11 protein-coding genes are annotated in these 15,687 nt (G+C 76.5%); 4 read left to right on the top strand and 7 right to left on the bottom strand.

Annotated features, from left to right (window positions below; all coding sequences use genetic code 11):
* Positions 1 to 61: 61 nt before the first annotated feature.
* The gene (locus ACH4SL_RS25170; protein WP_398449301.1) at positions 62 to 340 is read right to left on the bottom strand and encodes a hypothetical protein; all 279 of its coding nucleotides are present in this window, start codon (positions 338 to 340) and stop codon (positions 62 to 64) included.
* 280 nt (positions 341 to 620) lie between these two features.
* Here ACH4SL_RS25170 and ACH4SL_RS25165 point away from each other — a divergent pair, with 280 nt between their 5' ends.
* The 3 genes from ACH4SL_RS25165 to ACH4SL_RS25155 all read left to right on the top strand — a co-directional run bounded on the left by ACH4SL_RS25165 (position 621) and on the right by ACH4SL_RS25155 (position 4,752).
* The gene (locus ACH4SL_RS25165; RefSeq protein WP_398449299.1) at positions 621 to 1,841 is read left to right on the top strand and encodes a serine/threonine-protein kinase; all 1,221 of its coding nucleotides are present in this window, start codon (positions 621 to 623) and stop codon (positions 1,839 to 1,841) included.
* Positions 1,842 to 2,404: 563 nt separating this feature from the next.
* The gene (locus ACH4SL_RS25160; protein WP_398449297.1) at positions 2,405 to 3,595 is read left to right on the top strand and encodes an acyl-CoA dehydrogenase family protein; all 1,191 of its coding nucleotides are present in this window, start codon (positions 2,405 to 2,407) and stop codon (positions 3,593 to 3,595) included.
* The gene (locus tag ACH4SL_RS25155; RefSeq protein WP_398449295.1) at positions 3,592 to 4,752 is read left to right on the top strand and encodes an acyl-CoA dehydrogenase family protein; all 1,161 of its coding nucleotides are present in this window, start codon (positions 3,592 to 3,594) and stop codon (positions 4,750 to 4,752) included. Before ACH4SL_RS25160 ends, ACH4SL_RS25155 begins: the two co-directional genes overlap by 4 nt.
* Positions 4,753 to 4,803: 51 nt before the next feature.
* On the opposite strand, the gene galE is transcribed toward ACH4SL_RS25155, so the two are convergent.
* The 6 genes from galE to ACH4SL_RS25125 form a co-directional block, all read right to left on the bottom strand.
* On the bottom strand, positions 4,804 to 5,811 hold the full coding sequence (gene galE, locus ACH4SL_RS25150; RefSeq protein ID WP_398449293.1) for a UDP-glucose 4-epimerase GalE: 1,008 nt from the start codon (positions 5,809 to 5,811) through the stop codon (positions 4,804 to 4,806).
* 189 nt (positions 5,812 to 6,000) lie between these two features.
* Positions 6,001 to 6,810 (bottom strand): TrmH family RNA methyltransferase, encoded by an 810-nt coding sequence (locus ACH4SL_RS25145; protein ID WP_398449291.1) that lies wholly within the window; start codon positions 6,808 to 6,810, stop codon positions 6,001 to 6,003.
* Positions 6,803 to 8,056: a uroporphyrinogen-III C-methyltransferase gene (cobA, locus tag ACH4SL_RS25140; protein ID WP_398449289.1), complete on the bottom strand. Its 1,254-nt coding sequence runs from the start codon at positions 8,054 to 8,056 to the stop codon at positions 6,803 to 6,805. The genes ACH4SL_RS25145 and cobA overlap by 8 nt, the downstream gene beginning before the upstream one ends.
* Positions 8,057 to 8,551: 495 nt before the next feature.
* Complete coding sequence (cobT, locus tag ACH4SL_RS25135) at positions 8,552 to 12,199, bottom strand: nicotinate-nucleotide--dimethylbenzimidazole phosphoribosyltransferase (RefSeq protein WP_398449287.1); 3,648 nt, start codon at positions 12,197 to 12,199, stop codon at positions 8,552 to 8,554.
* Positions 12,200 to 12,502: 303 nt separating this feature from the next.
* The gene (gene cbiE / locus ACH4SL_RS25130; protein ID WP_398449285.1) at positions 12,503 to 13,756 is read right to left on the bottom strand and encodes a precorrin-6y C5,15-methyltransferase (decarboxylating) subunit CbiE; all 1,254 of its coding nucleotides are present in this window, start codon (positions 13,754 to 13,756) and stop codon (positions 12,503 to 12,505) included.
* A 215-nt stretch (positions 13,757 to 13,971) separates the two neighbouring features.
* Entirely contained in the window at positions 13,972 to 14,673 is a 702-nt protein-coding gene (locus ACH4SL_RS25125) for a GNAT family N-acetyltransferase (protein ID WP_398449283.1), read from the bottom strand.
* A 187-nt stretch (positions 14,674 to 14,860) separates the two neighbouring features.
* On the opposite strand from ACH4SL_RS25125, the gene ACH4SL_RS25120 reads away from it, so the two are divergent.
* On the top strand, positions 14,861 to 15,664 hold the full coding sequence (locus ACH4SL_RS25120) for a class I SAM-dependent methyltransferase (protein WP_398449281.1): 804 nt from the start codon (positions 14,861 to 14,863) through the stop codon (positions 15,662 to 15,664).
* Positions 15,665 to 15,687: the final 23 nt, after the last annotated feature.

Below are 15,687 nucleotides of genomic sequence, written 5' to 3'. Positions count from 1 at the left end.
GGATGACGGCGGCCGCCTTGTGTACATCCCTGGGTGGATCCCGCGCCCCGGCTCCCCAGGGTCATCCCTGAGCCGGCCGGGCCCCGACGGCCCGCTCCTGCGCCTGCTCCTCGGCCCGCTCGTCGTCCCTCGGCACGGGCTGCTCGACCAGTGCGAGCACCCGCGTGGCCATGAAGCGCGCGGTGCGCACGACCGTGCCGCTCCGGGTGACCTCGCTCACTTCCACGACCCCGCGGCGCACCGCGGTCTCCACCCGGCGCCCGGCCCGGGTGGCCACGACCTCATAGGTGCGGGTGCTGTCCCCCGCGTCCACGACTATCTCCACGCAATCACCTTTCACGGCGTCATTCCCCTTCGCAGGATGGACCGTTGGCCGATCGCGGCCAGGCGGCGGCCCGCTGTCGGACCGGCACCTCGCCGTTGCCTCCAGCTTCCCACCCGGCACTGACAATTCACGGCCCGTCGCCTGCGGGCCTTCACCGCGCGACGGGAGGTGAGTCCGTAAGCTGTGGGCGGCCCACCCGTCCACTGACCCGGCCCGCCGGGCAGCAGCGGCAGGGGTGGCGCAGCGGAGCGGAGCGGCAGTGGGGTCCGCCCCCACCGGAGGCAGGGGTACGGACATGGCGATGATGCGGCTGCGGCGCGAGGATCCGCGGGTCGTCGGCGCCTTCCGGCTGCACCGGCGGCTCGGCGCGGGCGGCATGGGCGTGGTCTACCTGGGCGCGGACAAGCGCGGCCAGCGGGTCGCGCTGAAGGTGATCCGGCCGGAGCTGGCGGAGGACCAGGAATTCCGGTCGCGCTTCGCCCGCGAGGTGTCCGCTGCGCGGCGGATCCGCGGCGGCTGCACCGCCCGGCTGGTCGCCGCGGACCTGGAGGCCGAGCGCCCCTGGTTCGCCACGCAGTACGTGCCGGGGCCCTCCCTGCACGACAAGGTCGCCGAGCAGGGCGTGCTCTCCGCCGCGGAGGCCGCCTCGATGGGCGCGGCCCTCGCCGAGGGGCTGGTCGCGGTGCACGAGGCCGGGGTCGTCCACCGCGACCTCAAGCCGTCCAACATCCTGCTGTCGCCCAAGGGCCCGCGGATCATCGACTTCGGCATCGCCTGGGCCACCGGGGCGAGCACGCTCACGCACGTGGGGACGGCGGTCGGCTCGCCCGGCTTCCTCGCACCCGAGCAGGTGCGCGGGCTGCCCGTCACACCGGCCACCGACGTCTTCGCCTTCGGTGCGACGCTCGTCTACGCCGCGACCGCGGACTCGCCCTTCGGGCAGGGAAGCTCGGAGGTCATGCTCTACCGGGTCGTCCACGAGGAGCCCGACCTCGGCGCGGTGCCGGACGCGCTCGCGCCGCTCGTCCACGCGTGCCTGGCCAAGGATCCCGAGGAGCGGCCGAGCACGGTGCAGCTCTCGGAGCGGCTGACCGAGATCGCCACGCGCGAGGCCCGCGGCATCGGAGCGCCGCGCCGGGAGGGCGTTCCCAAGGCGGCGGGGCCGCGGCCCGAACGGCCCGTCGGGCGGCGCGCGGAGGAATACGCCCAGCAGCGCACGCAGCGGCGGACGCCGCCGCGGCTGGACCCCACCGGTGGGGGCGGGGCGGCGGGGCGCGCCGCCGGTCGCCCCCCGGCCGGTTCCGCCGCGGGCGCGCCGAAGCCGACGCTGAAGGCCACGATGCCGTCGGCGCGCGCGTCCACGCGCCCGCCGGTCCGGACGTCCGGCGGGCGTCGGCCCGGGGCGCCCGGGGCCGGGCGGCGGCGCCTCATGCGGCAGCGGCTCGCGGTGTTCGTGGTCGTCACGCTGCTGGCGGCGGTGATCATCGCGACGCTGCAGGGGTGCCACCACTTCTGAGGGTGGTTGCCCTGCCCATGCGCTGGGCGCGCGGCTTCGGGGGCGGCACTTGCGCGGGGTGCGCTGCCGCGCCTTCGGGGGTGCCACTTGCGCGGGGCGCGCTGCCGCGCCTTCGGGGGTGCCACTTGCGCTGGGCGCGCGGCCGTCCCACCGTCGTGGCTGATCGCGCAGTTCCCCGCGCCCCTACGGGGCGCCCTGCCACCTTCGCCGCGGGCGCGCGGCCGCGCCTTCGGGGGTGCCGCTTGCGCGGGGCGCGCGGCTGTTCCGCCGTGGTGGCTGGCCGCGCAGTTCCTCGCGCCCCTGCGGGGCGCCGTGCCACTTGCGCCAGGCGGACGGCCGCCGCGCCGTCGTGGTTACTCGCGCAGTTCTCCCCCAGGCTCCGCCCGGGAGGTGCCCCCACGCGCCCCTGCGGGGCGCCCTGCCGCTTGCGGTGCGCGGCGCGGACGCCGCGCCGTCGAAGGTACCCGCGCGTCTGGTGCTGGCCGTACGGTCCCGGGGGGAGTAGCTTACCAAGCGCTTGCTTAGTCGGTCGGAGAGGCCGGGAGTGGAAGGGGCGGCGGCGTATGGGAGACATCGGGGAAGGCGAGGTGCGGGAGCGGGCTCGGGCGTTGCTCGGGGCGCATCCGCCGGGGAGTACGGCGGCGGGGGAGTTTCTGCGGGCTCGGTTCGACGCGGGGCTTGCGTGGGTGCACTTTCCGGCGGGGCTGGGCGGGCTCGGGGCGCCGCGTGCGCTGCAGCAGGTGGCGAACGAGGTGCTGGCCGCGGCCGGGGCGCCGGACAACGATCCGCGGCGGATCGGTATCGGCCTGGGCATGGCGGCGCCGACGATCCTCGCGTACGGCACCGCCGAGCAGCAGGCCCGCTTCCTGCGGCCGCTGTGGACGGGCGAGGAGGTGTGGTGCCAGCTCTTCAGCGAGCCGGGCGCGGGCTCGGACCTGGCGGGGCTGCGCACCCGCGCGGTGCGGGACGGGGACGACTGGGTCGTGGACGGGCAGAAGGTGTGGACGTCCAGCGCCCACACCGCGCGCTGGGCCATCCTCATCGCCCGCACCGACCCGGAGGTGCCCAAGCACCGCGGCATCACGTACTTCGTGTGCGACATGACCGACCCGGGCGTGGAGGTCAGGCCGCTGCGGCAGATCACCGGGGAGGCGGAGTTCAACGAGGTCTTCCTGACCGGGGTGCGGATCCCGGACGCGCACCGGCTGGGCGCGGTCGGCGACGGCTGGCGGGTGGCGCAGGCGACGCTGATGAACGAGCGGGTGGCGATCGGCGGCGGCGCGCCGGTGCCGCGCGAGAGCGGCATGGCCGCGCCCGTCGCGGCGACCTGGCGCGAGCGCCCCGAGCTGCGCACGCCCGAGCTGCACGACCGGCTGCTGACGCTGTGGGTGGAGTCGGAGGTGGCGCGGCTTACCGCCGAACGGGTGCGGCAGCAGATGGCGGCGGGCACCCCGGGCCCCGAGGGCTCGGGGCTGAAGCTGTCGATGGCGCGGCTCAACCAGCAGCTGAGCGGGCTGGAGCTGGAGCTGCTCGGCGAGCAGGGGCTGCGCTACGGCGACTGGACGATGGTGCGTCCGAGCAGCGTCGACTTCTACGGGCGCGACGCGGGCTACCGCTACCTGCGCGCGAAGGGCAACTCGATCGAGGGCGGCACGTCCGAGATCCTGCGGAACATCGTGGCCGAGCGGGTGCTCGGGCTGCCCGCCGAGCCCCGCAACGACAAGGACGTCCCGTGGAAGGACCTGCCCCGATGACCGCGACGACCCCCTCCCCCGCGGCGCCCGGCCTGCTGTACTCCGACGTCGAGGACGACCTGCGGGCCGCCGTCCGCGCGGTGCTCGCCGACCGCTGCGGCCCGGCCGCGGTGCTGGGCTGGATCGAGACGGACGAGCCGTACGACCCCGCGCTGTGGCGGGTGCTGGGCGGCGAGCTGGGCCTGGCCGGGCTGCTGGTGCCCGAGGAGTACGGCGGGCAGGGCGGCACCGCGCGGGAGGCCGCGGTGGTGCTGGAGGAGCTGGGCGGCGCGGTCGCCCCCGTCCCCTTCCTGGGCAGCGCGGTGCTCGCGGCCTCGGCGCTGGTGGGCTGCGCGGAGGCCGGTGACGCGGCTGTCCCGCTGCTCGGGCGGCTGGCGGCGGGCGAGGTCACCGCGGCCCTCGCGGTGCCGCTGTCCGCGGCGCCGGGCGGCGGCTTCCCCGCGGGCGTGCGGGTGGACACCGCGGGGCGGCTGTCGGGCCGGGTCACGAGCGTGGCCGACGCGGTGGGCGCGGACGTGCTGGTGGTGCCCGCCGACGGGCCGGACGGGCCCGCTCTCCACGAGGTGGCCGCGGAGTCGGCGGTGCTGCGCCGCCCGGTGAGCCTGGACCTGACCCGGCCGCTGACGGACGTCACGCTGGAGGGCGCGCCGGGGCGGCTGCTGGCCGCCGGGGAGACCGCGCGGGCGGCGCTGGAGCGGGCACTGCTGACCGGGGCGGGGCTGCTGGCGTCGGAACAGCTCGGCGCGGCGCAGTGGTGCCTGGACGAGACGGTCGGCTATCTGAAGCAGCGGCACCAGTTCGGCCGGGTCGTGGGCTCCTTCCAGGCGCTCAAGCACCGGCTGGCCGACCTGTGGCTGGAGGTCGTGTCGGCCCGTGCGGCGGCGCGCGGCGCGGCCGCCGCGCTGGCCTCCTGGCGGTCGCCGCAGGAGAGGGCCGAGGCGGAGATCGCGGTGGCGGTCGCGCAGGCGTACGTCTCGCCCGTCGCGGTGCGCGCGGCGGAGGAGGCGGTGCAACTGCACGGCGGCATCGGCATGACGTGGGAGCACCCCGCGCATCTGTACCTCAAGCGCGCGAAGGCCGACGAGATCGCGCTGGGCTCCCCCGGCCACCACCGCCGCCGGCTGGCGGCCCTGGTGGACCTGCCGCCCGCGCCCTGACGCACCGGCGGACCGGCGGAAGCTCTCCGCCGGTCCGCCGCGGGGCGCGGTTCAGTCCTCGACCGGGCCGAGCAGTTCCAGCAGCCGCCCGCGCCAGGCGAGGGAGTCGCGGATGCCGTCGCGTACGTCGTACTCCGGCTTCCAGCCCAGCAGCCGGGCGGAGCGTTCGGTGCGGGTGTACGCGCCCGCGACGTCCCCGGGGCGGCTCGGCGCGTCCTCGGTGCGCAGCGGTATGCCGGTGACCCCGCCGAAGGCCGCGGCCAGCTCGCGCACCGTGGTGCCCTTGCCCGTACCGAGGTTGACGACCAGGTGCGGGGGCCGGTCGCCGCCGACGATGTCGTCGAAGCGGGCGAGCGCGGCGACGTGGGCGCGCGCGAGGTCCCAGACGTGGATGTAGTCGCGGATACCGCTGCCGTCGCTGGTGGGCCAGTCCGTGCCGGTGACCCGGAAGACGTCGCCGCTCTCCCAGGCGGCGATCATCTTGCCGAGCGCGTGCGAGGGTTCGCGGAGCTGGAGGCCGGTGCGCATCCGCGGGTCGGCGCCGATGGGGTTGAAGTAGCGCAGCGACACCGCGCGCAGCTCCGTCCCCGCGGCGGCGTCGGCGAGGATGCGGTCGATCACGGCCTTGGTCTGCGCGTAGGGGCTGCCGGCGGCCACGGGAGAATCCTCGTCCACCGTGAAGTCCGTGCCGGGCTCGTAGACCGATGCAGACGAGCTGAAGAGGACGCGGTGGCAGCCGTTGCGTTCCAGGTGTTCGAGCAGGGCGATGGTCTTCGCCACGTTTTCCCGGTAGTAGCGCAGTGGTTCGGCCACCGAATCGGGGACGACGATCAGCGCCGCGCAGTGCACGGCCGCCGTGATGTCCGGGTGCTCGCGGAAAATACGGTCCAGGAGCGCGCCGTCCGCGATGTCCCCGCGGTAGAACACCCGGCCCTCGGTGAACGCTTCGAGCCCCGTGACCAGGTTGTCGAGGATGACCGGGGTGTGCCCCTCGTCCAGCAGCGCGCTCGCGACCGTACTGCCGATATAGCCCGCGCCGCCGGTGACAAGAATTTTCATGTGCACCCATCTCCGCTGCCCCGTACCAGGATTACGGCAACCCTAGCACCACCGCCGCGGGCGGCACGGGGGCGGAATCCGCAGCTCCACAGCGCAGTGGAATAGGACGCGGGCGCGATATCGCAACAGGCGGGCCGGGTAAATGGGCGGCGGCCGGTAATTCTTTGTGCCGCGTATTCCCGGCGGGAATTACGCCCCGGCCACGGCGTAGAAGGCCACCGCGGCGGCCGCGCCCACGTTGAGCGAGTCGATGGCGTGGGACATCGGGATGCGGACGAGGGTGTCGGCGGCCGCCAGCGCCTTCGGGCTCAGGCCGGGGCCCTCGGCGCCCAGCAGCAGGGCCAGCCGCGGGAGTTCGGCGAGCGGCAGCTCCGGCAGCGCGGTGGCGTGCGCCGCCGGGGTGAGCGCCAGCAGCCGGAAGCCGGCCTGCTTCACCGTGCCGTACAGGTCGCGCGGCCAGGCGTCGAGACGCGCGTACGGCACGGAGAAGACCGCGCCCATCGAGACCTTCACCGACCGGCGGTAGAGCGGGTCGGCGCAGTCCGGCGACAGCAGGACCGCGTCCATGCCGAGGGCGGCGGCGCTGCGGAAGATCGCGCCGATGTTGGTGTGGTCGTTGACCGCCTCCATCACCACGACGCGGCGCGCGCCCGCGAGCACCCCCGCCGCGTCCGGCAGCGGTTTGCGCTGCATCGCGGCGAGCGCGCCGCGGTGGACGTGGTAGCCGGTGACGCGCTCGGCGAGGTCGTCGTCGACGACGTAGACGGGCGCGGGCACGTCGTCGACGACGTCCCGCAGCGCCGCCACCCACTTCTCGGTGAGCAGCATCGAACGCATCGGGTAGCCGGCCGCGAGCGCCCGCCGGACCACCTTCTGGCCCTCGGCGATGAACAGGCCCTCCGCGGGCTCGCGGCGGCGCCGCAGCTCGACGTCGGTGAGGCCGGTGTAGTCGTGCAGCCGCGGGTCGTCCGGGTCGGTGACGGCGACCGGTTCAGCCATGGACGTTGCCCTCGGTGTACGCGCCGCCCGGCCGCCCCACCGTCACGACGTCGCCGACGACGATCACCGCGGGGGGCCGCACGGCCTCCTCGGTGACGATGCGGGCCACCGACGCGAGCGTGGCGTCGACCCGGCGCTGCGCCGCCGTCGTGCCCTCCTGCACCACCGCGACCGGGGTGCCCGCGGGGCGGCCGCCCGCGATCAGGGCGTCCGCGATGGCGCCGATCCGCTCCACGGCCATCAGCAGCACGAGGGTGCCGCGCATCCGCGCCAGCGCGGGCCAGTCGACGAGCGAGCGCGCGTCGTCCGGGGCGACATGGCCGCTCACCACGGTGAACTCGTGCGCCACGCCCCGGTGCGTGACCGGGATGCCGGCCGCGCCCGGCACGCTGATCGAGCTGGAGATGCCGGGGACGACGCTCACCGGGACGCCCGCGGCGGCCAGGGCCTCCGCCTCCTCCATGCCGCGGCCGAAGACGAACGGGTCGCCGCCCTTGAGCCGCACCACGGCCTTGCCGGCCTTCGCGTGCTCGATCAGCGCGGCGTTGATGGCCTCCTGGGCCATCGCCCGGCCGTACGGGATCTTCGCCGCGTCGATCACCTCGACGTGCGGCGGCAGTTCGTCCAGCAGGTCGCGCGGGCCGAGCCGGTCGGCGATCACGACGTCCGCCTCGGCGAGGAGGCGGCGGCCGCGCACGGTGATCAGGTCCGGGTCGCCGGGGCCGCCGCCTACCAGCGCGACGCCCGCGGTGCGGTCCCGGTGCCGGGGCGCCACGAGGCTGCCGTCGCGCAGCCCCTCGACGACGGCATCCCGCACGGCGGCGCTGCGGCGCGGGTCCCGGCCGCTGAGGACGGCGACGGTCACGCCGTCCGTGCGGCCCGTCGCCGGGGTCCACGCGGACGCGGCGCTCGCGTCGTCGCTGCGCACGCACCACACGCGGCGCTCCTCCGCCTCCGCGGAGGCCGCGGCGTTCGCGGCGGGGTCGCGCGTGGCGACCAGCGCGTACCAGGCCTCCGCGAGGTCGCCCGTACGGTACGGGCGGCGCTCCCAGCGGAGTTCGCCGGCCGCGGCCATCGCCTCCACGGAGGGTGTCGCCTCCGGCGCGACCAGGACGACGTCGGCGCCGGCCGACAGCAGCGCGGGCAGCCGCCGCTGGGCGACCTGCCCCCCGCCGACCACCACGACCCGGCGCCCCGCCAGCCGCAGCCCCACGGGGTAGGCGGGGGCGTCGTCCTTGCGATCCATCGCGCTCCTTCGGCAATCCACGGCGAGCTTTGATCTTACGTTGCGCTGGGGGGTACGCCGCGGGGTGCCTCTTGCGCTGGTCGCGCGGCCTTCTGCGGGTGGTGGGCTGGTCGCGCAGTTCCCCGCGCCCCTTGCGTACCCGGCGCGGCACCGCGACCCTCCGGGCTGCCACGGTTCCTTGTCGCGGGGCCGTCCGCCGGTGGTCGGCTGAGCGCGCAGTTCCCCGCGCCCCTGGTGTGCCGCCCTCCGCGGCACCCGCGACCCTCCGGGCTGCCACGATTCCTTGTCGCGGGACCATCTGCCGGTGGTCGGCTGAGCGCGCAGTTCCCCGCGCCCCTGGGTTGCCGGCCTGCGCGGCAGAGGCGGGCTCTTAGCGCGCTGGGCAAGCGTTTTCAGGGGCGCGGGGAACTGCGCGACCAGCCACGGCGGCGGGGAGATCGCGCAAACCAGCGCAAGCCGCCCCCCGGGGGCGGGATAGCCCCCGCCCCGGGAGGGTCAGGCTTTTTCGGTGACGCCGGCCGCGTCGAAGGTGGCGACCTCGTGCATGACGCGGGCGGCGCTCTGGACGAGGGGGAGGGCGAGGAGTGCGCCCGTGCCCTCGCCGAGGCGGAGGTCGAGGTCGACCAGGGGGCGCAGCCCCAGCGCGGTGAGGGCGGCGACGTGGCCGGGCTCGGCGCTGCGGTGGCCGGCGATGCACGCGGCCAGCACCTCGGGCGCGATGGCGCGGGCCACGAGCGCGGCGGCCCCGGCGGACACCCCGTCGAGGATGACGGGTGTGCGCAGCGCCGCCGCCCCGAGCAGCAGGCCGGTGAGCGCGGCGTGTTCGAGCCCGCCGATCGCGGTGAGGACCGCGATCGGGTCCGCCGGGTCGGGCCGGTGCAGCTCCAGCGCGCGCCGTACGACGTCCACCTTGCGCGCGTGCATCTCGTCGTTGATGCCGGTGCCGCGCCCGGTGACCTCGGCCGGGTCCGTACCGGTGAAGACGGCGACGAGCGCCGCCGAGGTCGTCGTGTTGGCGATGCCCATCTCGCCGGTGAGCAGCGCCTTGTTGCCGGCGGCCACCAGGTCGCGGGCGGTCTCGATGCCGACCTCGATCGCGCGCAGCGCCTCCTCCCGGGTCATGGCGGGGCCCGCGGTGAAGTCGGCCGTCCCGGCGCGCACCTTGCGCGGCAGCAGTCCCGGCGTGCCGGGCAGCTCCGCGGCGACACCGACGTCGATGACGCAGACCTCCGCGCCGACCTGGTTGGCGAAGGCGTTGCAGACCGCCCCGCCGCCGAGGAAGTTGGCGACCATCTGCCCGGTGACCTCCTGGGGCCACGCGGTGACGCCCTGGGCGTGCACCCCGTGGTCGCCGGCGAAGATCGCCACGGCCGCGGGCTCGGGGATGGGCGCGGGGCACACCCGGGAGAGCCCGGCGAGCTGCGCGGAGATGATCTCCAGCATGCCGAGCGCCCCCGCGGGCTTGGTCATCCGCTTCTGCCGCTCCCACGCCTCGCCGAGGGCCTTCGCGTCGAGCGGGCGGATGGCGCGCAGCGTCTCCTCCAGGAGGTCGTGCGGCTCCTCGCCGGGCAGCGCCCGGTTGCCGTACTCCTCCTCGTGGACGACCCAGGACAGCGGGCGGCGCTGCGACCAGCCCGCCTGCATCAGCTCGGGCTCCTCGGGGAATTCGTCGACGTACCCGACGCACAGGTACGCGACGACCTCCAGGTGCTCGGGAAGGCCGAGTTCGGCGACGACCTGGCGCTCGTCGAAGAAGCTGACCCACCCGACGCCGAGGCCCTCCGCGCGGGCGGCGAGCCAGAGGTTCTCCACGGCGAGCGCGGAGGAATACGGCGCCATCTGCGGCTGGGTGTGCCGGCCGAGGGTGTGCCGGCCGCCGCGCGTGGGGTCGGCGGTGACGACGATGTTGACGGGCGTGTCGAGGATCGCCTCGATCTTCAGCTCGCGGAACTGCCGGGCGCGGGCCTTCGGCAGCGACTGGGCGTACGCCTCGCGCTGGGCCATGGCCAGCTCGTGCATCTTCTCCCGGGTCTTCTCGGAGCGGATGACGACGAAATCCCACGGCTGGGAGTGGCCGACGCTCGGCGCGGTGTGCGCGGCCTCCAGGACGCGCAGCAGCACCTCCGGCGGGATGGGGTCGGAGCGGAAGCCGTTGCGGATGTCGCGGCGTTCGCGGATGACGCGGTGGACGGCGTCGCGCACGGCGGGCTCGTACGCCTCCGCGGGCTCCCCGGGCTCTCCCTGCTCCTCGGCGGGAGCGGGCACGGCGGCGTCCGGTGCCTCGGCGGCGGGCGCGGCCTCCACGGCCGCCACCGCTTCCACGGCCTCGGCGGTCTCCACTGCCTCGGCGGTCTCCGCGGCTTGGGCGCTCTCCGCGGCCTGCTCCTCGGCGGGCGCGGCCACCGCGGCTTCCGCCGTCTGCGCCGTCTCCGCGACGGGCGCGTCCGGTACGGCCGCCGTCTCGGCGTCCTGCGCCGGGAGTTCGGCCGCGGCCTGCTCGGCAGGGGCAGTGGGGGCGGCGGCCTGCTCGTCGAAGGCCGGGCCGGACGGCGGGGCGGCGAGGTCGAGACCGATGGGCGCGGCGGCGGGCTGGCCCGGTGCGGACGGCGCGGAGGCGGGTCCGGCGAGGGCGGGCGCGGGCACGGCGGTGCCCTGCGGCGTGGTCGCTGCGGCGGCCTCCGCGGCGGTCCCCGCGGCGGCTTCGGCCGCGCCGGCGGGCGCTTCCAGGCCCGCGTCGGGTGCCGGAGCGGGCGCCGGTACGGGCTCCGCCTGCGTGAGGGCCGTGACGGGCTCCGGCGGCGTCCGGGGCGCGACGATGCTGTCGGCGTGCGGGATGAGCGACTGCTGGGAGGGCTGGTCGGCCGCGGGCCACCCGCCGTGCGGTCCCGCGGCGTCGCCGGGCTCGCCGTTCTGCTGGGCGGGGATGGCGTGCGGGCCCTGCGGCGGCACGTCGAGGTATTCGGGACCCGCGGTCGGCGGGCCCTGCACGCGTACCGGCGCCGGTACGGGACCGCCCTGCGCGGGCCCGCGGTCGGCGAGGGAGCGGACAGAGACGCCGCCGCTCGGGGTGTCCTGGACCGGCGGGCCCATGTGCAGCGGGCGGCGCGGCGGTGCGGGCGCGACCGGCGGGGCGTCAGCTCCCGGCGCCCGTACGGCGGCCGGGTCCTGCGCGCCGCTCTCGGCGGTGGCGCCCGGCGCGGCGGTCTGCGGCTCCGCGGCGGCCTCCGCCGTCTGGACGCCCTGCCCGGATCCGGCACCCTGGGCGGCCTGTTCGGCCCCCGGGTCCGCGGCGGCCGGCACCTGCCCCGCGAGGGCCTGCCCGGCGCCCGGCACGGCGAAGCCCGCGCCCTGCGACGGCTCGCCCTGCGGCGCCTGCCCCGGCTCCGGGAATCCGGCGCCCGGCGCGAACTCCGCACCCGGAGCACCCGGAGCACCCGGGAAATGCCCCGGCCCCGCGAGCCCGGGTACGCCCCCGGGTACGGACGCGGCGGTGCCCTGCGCCTGCGCGCCGAAGCCGGGCCCCGCGTCACCCGCGGCCTGCCCCGGCACCAGCCCGGGCGCGGCCCCCTCCCCCGCGGCGACGGCGCCGGACGCCACGTCACCGGGCGCACCCTGCGCGGCGGCCGGAATCCCGGCGCCCGCTCCGTCGGCTCCCGGCACGGCGAATCCGGCGCCCGGAGCACCCAGGCCACCCGGCGCCGCGAAGCCCTGCTCCTGCGGGAGGAACCCGGCGGCGTCGCCGCCCGGCAGCTGCCCCGGCGCGGCGAACCCCTGGTCGTGGGCGGCGCCCGGCAGGGGGAGGCCGGGCGCGGATTCGGACCCGTAGCCCGGTGCGAAGTGGTCCGCGGGGAGCGGCGCCTGCGGCGGCTCGGGCTGGAGCGGTACGGGCTGCGGGTCGCTCCACGTGCCCTGGGGGCCGGGCATGAGGAGCACGTCGTCCTCGTCGTCGAGCCCGGTACCGGGGGCGGGGGGCTGGTCGAGGTAGCCGTAGGGGGGGGTGTCGAGGCCCGCGGGCGGCTGCGCGCCCCAGCCGTTGGCGGTGGCCTGCGGTGCGCCGAGTGCGCCGGTGTGCGGCTGGTGAGCCGCGTCGCCGACCGCGTTCTCCGGCAGCCCCTCGCCGGGGATCTGACCGGTGTCCGTCATGCGTGCCCCTCGCCCATCGGTTTCGCTCCTTCCAGCCGCTGCGCCGCGCACACCCACCCCTCACCGACTCCAACGAGCGGGCCCGGGATGCGGCACGTCAACCGCGGGGACATCGGACGTATCGACACCCCGTCAACGCACGACGACGGCACAACGATCCGTCAGCCTACCCTCACTCGCCGCGCCCACCGCCCCGAAGTCCGCACCGCGGGACGTATCTCACACAGCGCCCTGCGGCAGCGCTCCCACATGCGCAAACGGCGCCTCGCGGGCCCGTCCGCCGGCCTTGCGGCCGGGCCCGGTTCAGGGCCTGCTGCCGCACAGCAGGAAGGCCGCCGGGCCCTCCTGCTCCTGCCACCCGGAGTCCGTCTCCGCGGAGCGCAGCAACATGCGTTCGACGGTGTAACCGCCTTCGGTCAGCGCGCGGTCGACGGCCGCCGCGGACTCCCGGGTGGCGGCCGCGGCGACGATGCGCTCGGGGCGGCGCGCGGCGCACGCGGCGACGACGGCGGGGTCGGCGCAGCCGATGCGCACCACGTCGGGTTCCGGCAGGTCCTCCAGCACCTGGGGCGCGGTGCCGTGCACCACCTGCATCTGGACGCCCGCGCGGCGGGCGGCGGCGGTGATCCAGTCGCAGGCCTGGGCGTCGCGGTCGACGGCGATGACGGCGGCGCCGAGCCGCGCGGCCTCCAGGGCGAGGGCGCCGTCCGCGGCGCCGATGTCCCACACCAGGTCGCCGGTGCGGGGGCCGAGCCGGGCGAGCTGGTAGGCGCGCACCGGGGCGGGCACGTCGCCCCCGTACTCGGCGGCGGGCAGCGCCCAGCCGCGTACCGGGCCGGGGAAGCCCGGGTCGCGGCCGGCGATCCAGCCGCCGCCGCGGGAGGTCGCGGGGCGGCCCCCGGGCGCGGTCGGCGGGGCGGTGGAGCCGAGTACGGCCAGGCCGGGGCTGCCGGTGCTGCCGCCCACGACGAGCACGATGTTGGGGTCGCGCCATATGTGGTCGGCGACCTTGTCTGAGGTCAGCACGGTGATCTGCTCGCGGTCCGAGCCGAGCGCCTCGCAGATGACGAAGGTGCGGTGCACCCCGGCGAGCAGCAGGGCGAGTTCGGCGGGCCCGGCGCCGGGCGCGGTGAGGACGGCGACCTTGGGGTAGGAGCGGCAGACGTTGACGGCGCGGCGCAGGGTGCGGCTGGTGGCGACGACGACCCGGGCGTCGTCCCAGGGCATGCCGGCCCGGGCGAAGGCGCGCGCCACGGCGGAGACGCCGGGGATGACCTCGACCTCCAGGCCGTGCTCGGGGTCGCGCAGCGCGCGGACGACGCCGAAGAAGCCGGGGTCGCCGTCGGCGAGGACGACGGCGGTGCCGCGGTGGCCGGCGATGCGGCGGGCGGCGATGTCGATGCTGCCGAGGACGATGTGCTCGGCCTGCTTCGGGACGTACGGCAGGGCCAGGTGGTGGCGGGTGCCGGCGACGAGGGTGGCGGCGTCCAGCGCGGCGCGGGCGGCCTCGGACGGGGGTGAGCCGTCCCATCCGATCACGGTGACCCGGTCGGCCATCGTCGTCTGCCTCCAAGCCGTGGGGTGGTTCGCGGGGGGTGCCGGCGGAGCCTCCTCGGTGGGGGCGGAGGTGAGGCCCGGGTGAGAACCCTAACCCGGCGGCGGGCGCCACGGGTACGCCGATACGCGCAGGTGTTCCGGCCGCGGCACGGGGGCGCTCCGGCGGGCGGCGACGGGTCGGCAGCGACGGGTCGGCGGCGGCGGGCGGCCGCGGGTCAGCGGCGGCGGGCGGCCGCGGAGTAGTCGGCGTAGTCGGGGTAAGGGGAGTACGCGTCGTAGCCCTCGCCGGCCCCGTCCGTACCGGTGGCGCCGCCGAGGTCGTCCAGGCCGTCGAGGTCCTCGGGCAGCAGGCTCCACACCAGCAGGTCGGTGCGGGTCTCGACCCAGCGCCCGGCGGGGTCGTCGCCGGCCCGGCCGCGGATGAGGCCCGCGCCGCGCAGCACGCCCTCGCTGATGCACCCGATCTTCTGCGCGACCTGCTGCGAGGCGCTGTTGTCGGCGGCGGTGCGCAGCTCGACCCGTTCGAAGCCCTGGTTGCGGAAGAGCCAGCGGACGACGGCGAGCACCGACTCCCCGGCGTATCCCTCGCCGCGGGCCCAGGAGGCGGTGAGGTAGCCGATCTCGGTGCCGCGGACGCGCCAGTCGGTGTTCTGCAGCTGGACGGTGCCCACCAGCCGCTGGGTGAGCAGTTCGGAGACGCCCAGCACCAGGCCCCGCCCGCTCGTCCGCTCCCCCGGCGCCCCGGTGGTGACGAACGACCGTGCGGCGGCCTCGGTGTACGGCCGCGGGGAGCCGGTCCACGCGGTCACCAGGTCGTCGTTCATCATCTCCACGAGTTCGGGGATGTCGTCCTCGTCGTACGGGCGCAGCAGCAGCCGCTCCGTACTGAGGGAGATGTCCGGAAAGGTGGCGGTCATTCACTGCTCCGTAACCAGGGCATGGGTGGACTGCACAGCATGCAGCATCGCGCGCGGCGGCCGCCGGGCAGGGTCCGTCCGGGGTGCCGCGGGGGTGCTCGGCGGCGAACGCCCTTCCAGAGTAGGGCGGATGGCGGTCGCCGCGAGTATCCGTGGACGTCATCCGATCCTGCTACCGTCTGCCCGCGTGACGGTGCACCACGCAGCAGGAGTCGGTTACCAGCGGGCCGCGGGGGTCTACGAGCGCTCCCGTCCGTCCTATCCGCTCGCCGCGCTCGCGGCGCTCGCGGACGCGCTGCCGCTCCAGGCGGGCCGTACGGTCGTCGATCTGGGCGCGGGCACGGGCAAGTTCACCCGGCTGCTGGCGCTGACCGGCGCCGAGGTGCTCGCGGTGGAGCCGGTGCGGGAGATGCGCGAGACGCTCGCCGGGCTGCTGCCGGGGGTCGCGGTGAGCGCGGGCACGGCGGAGGCGACCGGGCTGCCGCAGGGTTGCGCGGACGCGGTGGTGGCGGCGCAGTCCTGGCACTGGTTCGCGGAGGCAGCGGCGCTCGCCGAGGTGCGGCGGCTGCTGCGGCCGGGCGGCGCGCTGGCGCTGGTGTGGAACACGTACGACACGTCGGTGCCGTGGGTGCGGGACTTCCAGGACATCATCTTCCGGCTCGCGCCGCGCGACCTGCCGAGCCCGCCGCTGGCGGCCGGTCCGGTCGACGACCACCGGCCGGCCGACGGCTGGCGGCGGGCGTTCGAGGCGCCGGGGTCGGGCTGGGGCCGGATCCACGAGCGGCACTGGCCCAACCCGCACTCGACGACGGTCGCGGACGTCGTGGAGCGCATGATGTCCTCCAGCCACATCGCGGTGCTGGACGAGGACGCGCGGGCGAGGGTGCGCGCGGAGTTGGCCGCGGTGCTCGGGGCGCACGACGCGACGCGGGTCAGCGGCGCGATCGAGATGCCGTACACGACGGACGTGTACTGGGTGCGCCCCGCCTGACCGTCACCGGCCGGGCGGGGCGG

It is taken from the genome of Streptomyces sp. NPDC021020 (assembly GCF_044333285.1).
GTDB lineage: Bacteria > Actinomycetota > Actinomycetes > Streptomycetales > Streptomycetaceae > Actinacidiphila.
This window is presented reverse-complemented; position numbering and strand designations above follow the sequence as displayed.

Bases quoted from the DNA above. Each gene is read 5' to 3' on its own strand.
- ACH4SL_RS25165 (WP_398449299.1), top strand. From the start codon at position 621: ATGGCGATGATGCGGCTGCGGCGCGAGGATCCGCGGGTCGTCGGCGCC.
- ACH4SL_RS25160 (WP_398449297.1), top strand. From the start codon at position 2,405: ATGGGAGACATCGGGGAAGGCGAGGTGCGGGAGCGGGCTCGGGCGTTG.
- ACH4SL_RS25155 (WP_398449295.1), top strand. From the start codon at position 3,592: ATGACCGCGACGACCCCCTCCCCCGCGGCGCCCGGCCTGCTGTACTCC.
- galE (WP_398449293.1), bottom strand. From the start codon at position 5,811: ATGAAAATTCTTGTCACCGGCGGCGCGGGCTATATCGGCAGTACGGTC.
- ACH4SL_RS25145 (WP_398449291.1), bottom strand. From the start codon at position 6,810: ATGGCTGAACCGGTCGCCGTCACCGACCCGGACGACCCGCGGCTGCAC.
- cobA (WP_398449289.1), bottom strand. From the start codon at position 8,056: ATGGATCGCAAGGACGACGCCCCCGCCTACCCCGTGGGGCTGCGGCTG.
- cobT (WP_398449287.1), bottom strand. From the start codon at position 12,199: ATGACGGACACCGGTCAGATCCCCGGCGAGGGGCTGCCGGAGAACGCG.
- cbiE (WP_398449285.1), bottom strand. From the start codon at position 13,756: ATGGCCGACCGGGTCACCGTGATCGGATGGGACGGCTCACCCCCGTCC.
- ACH4SL_RS25125 (WP_398449283.1), bottom strand. From the start codon at position 14,673: ATGACCGCCACCTTTCCGGACATCTCCCTCAGTACGGAGCGGCTGCTG.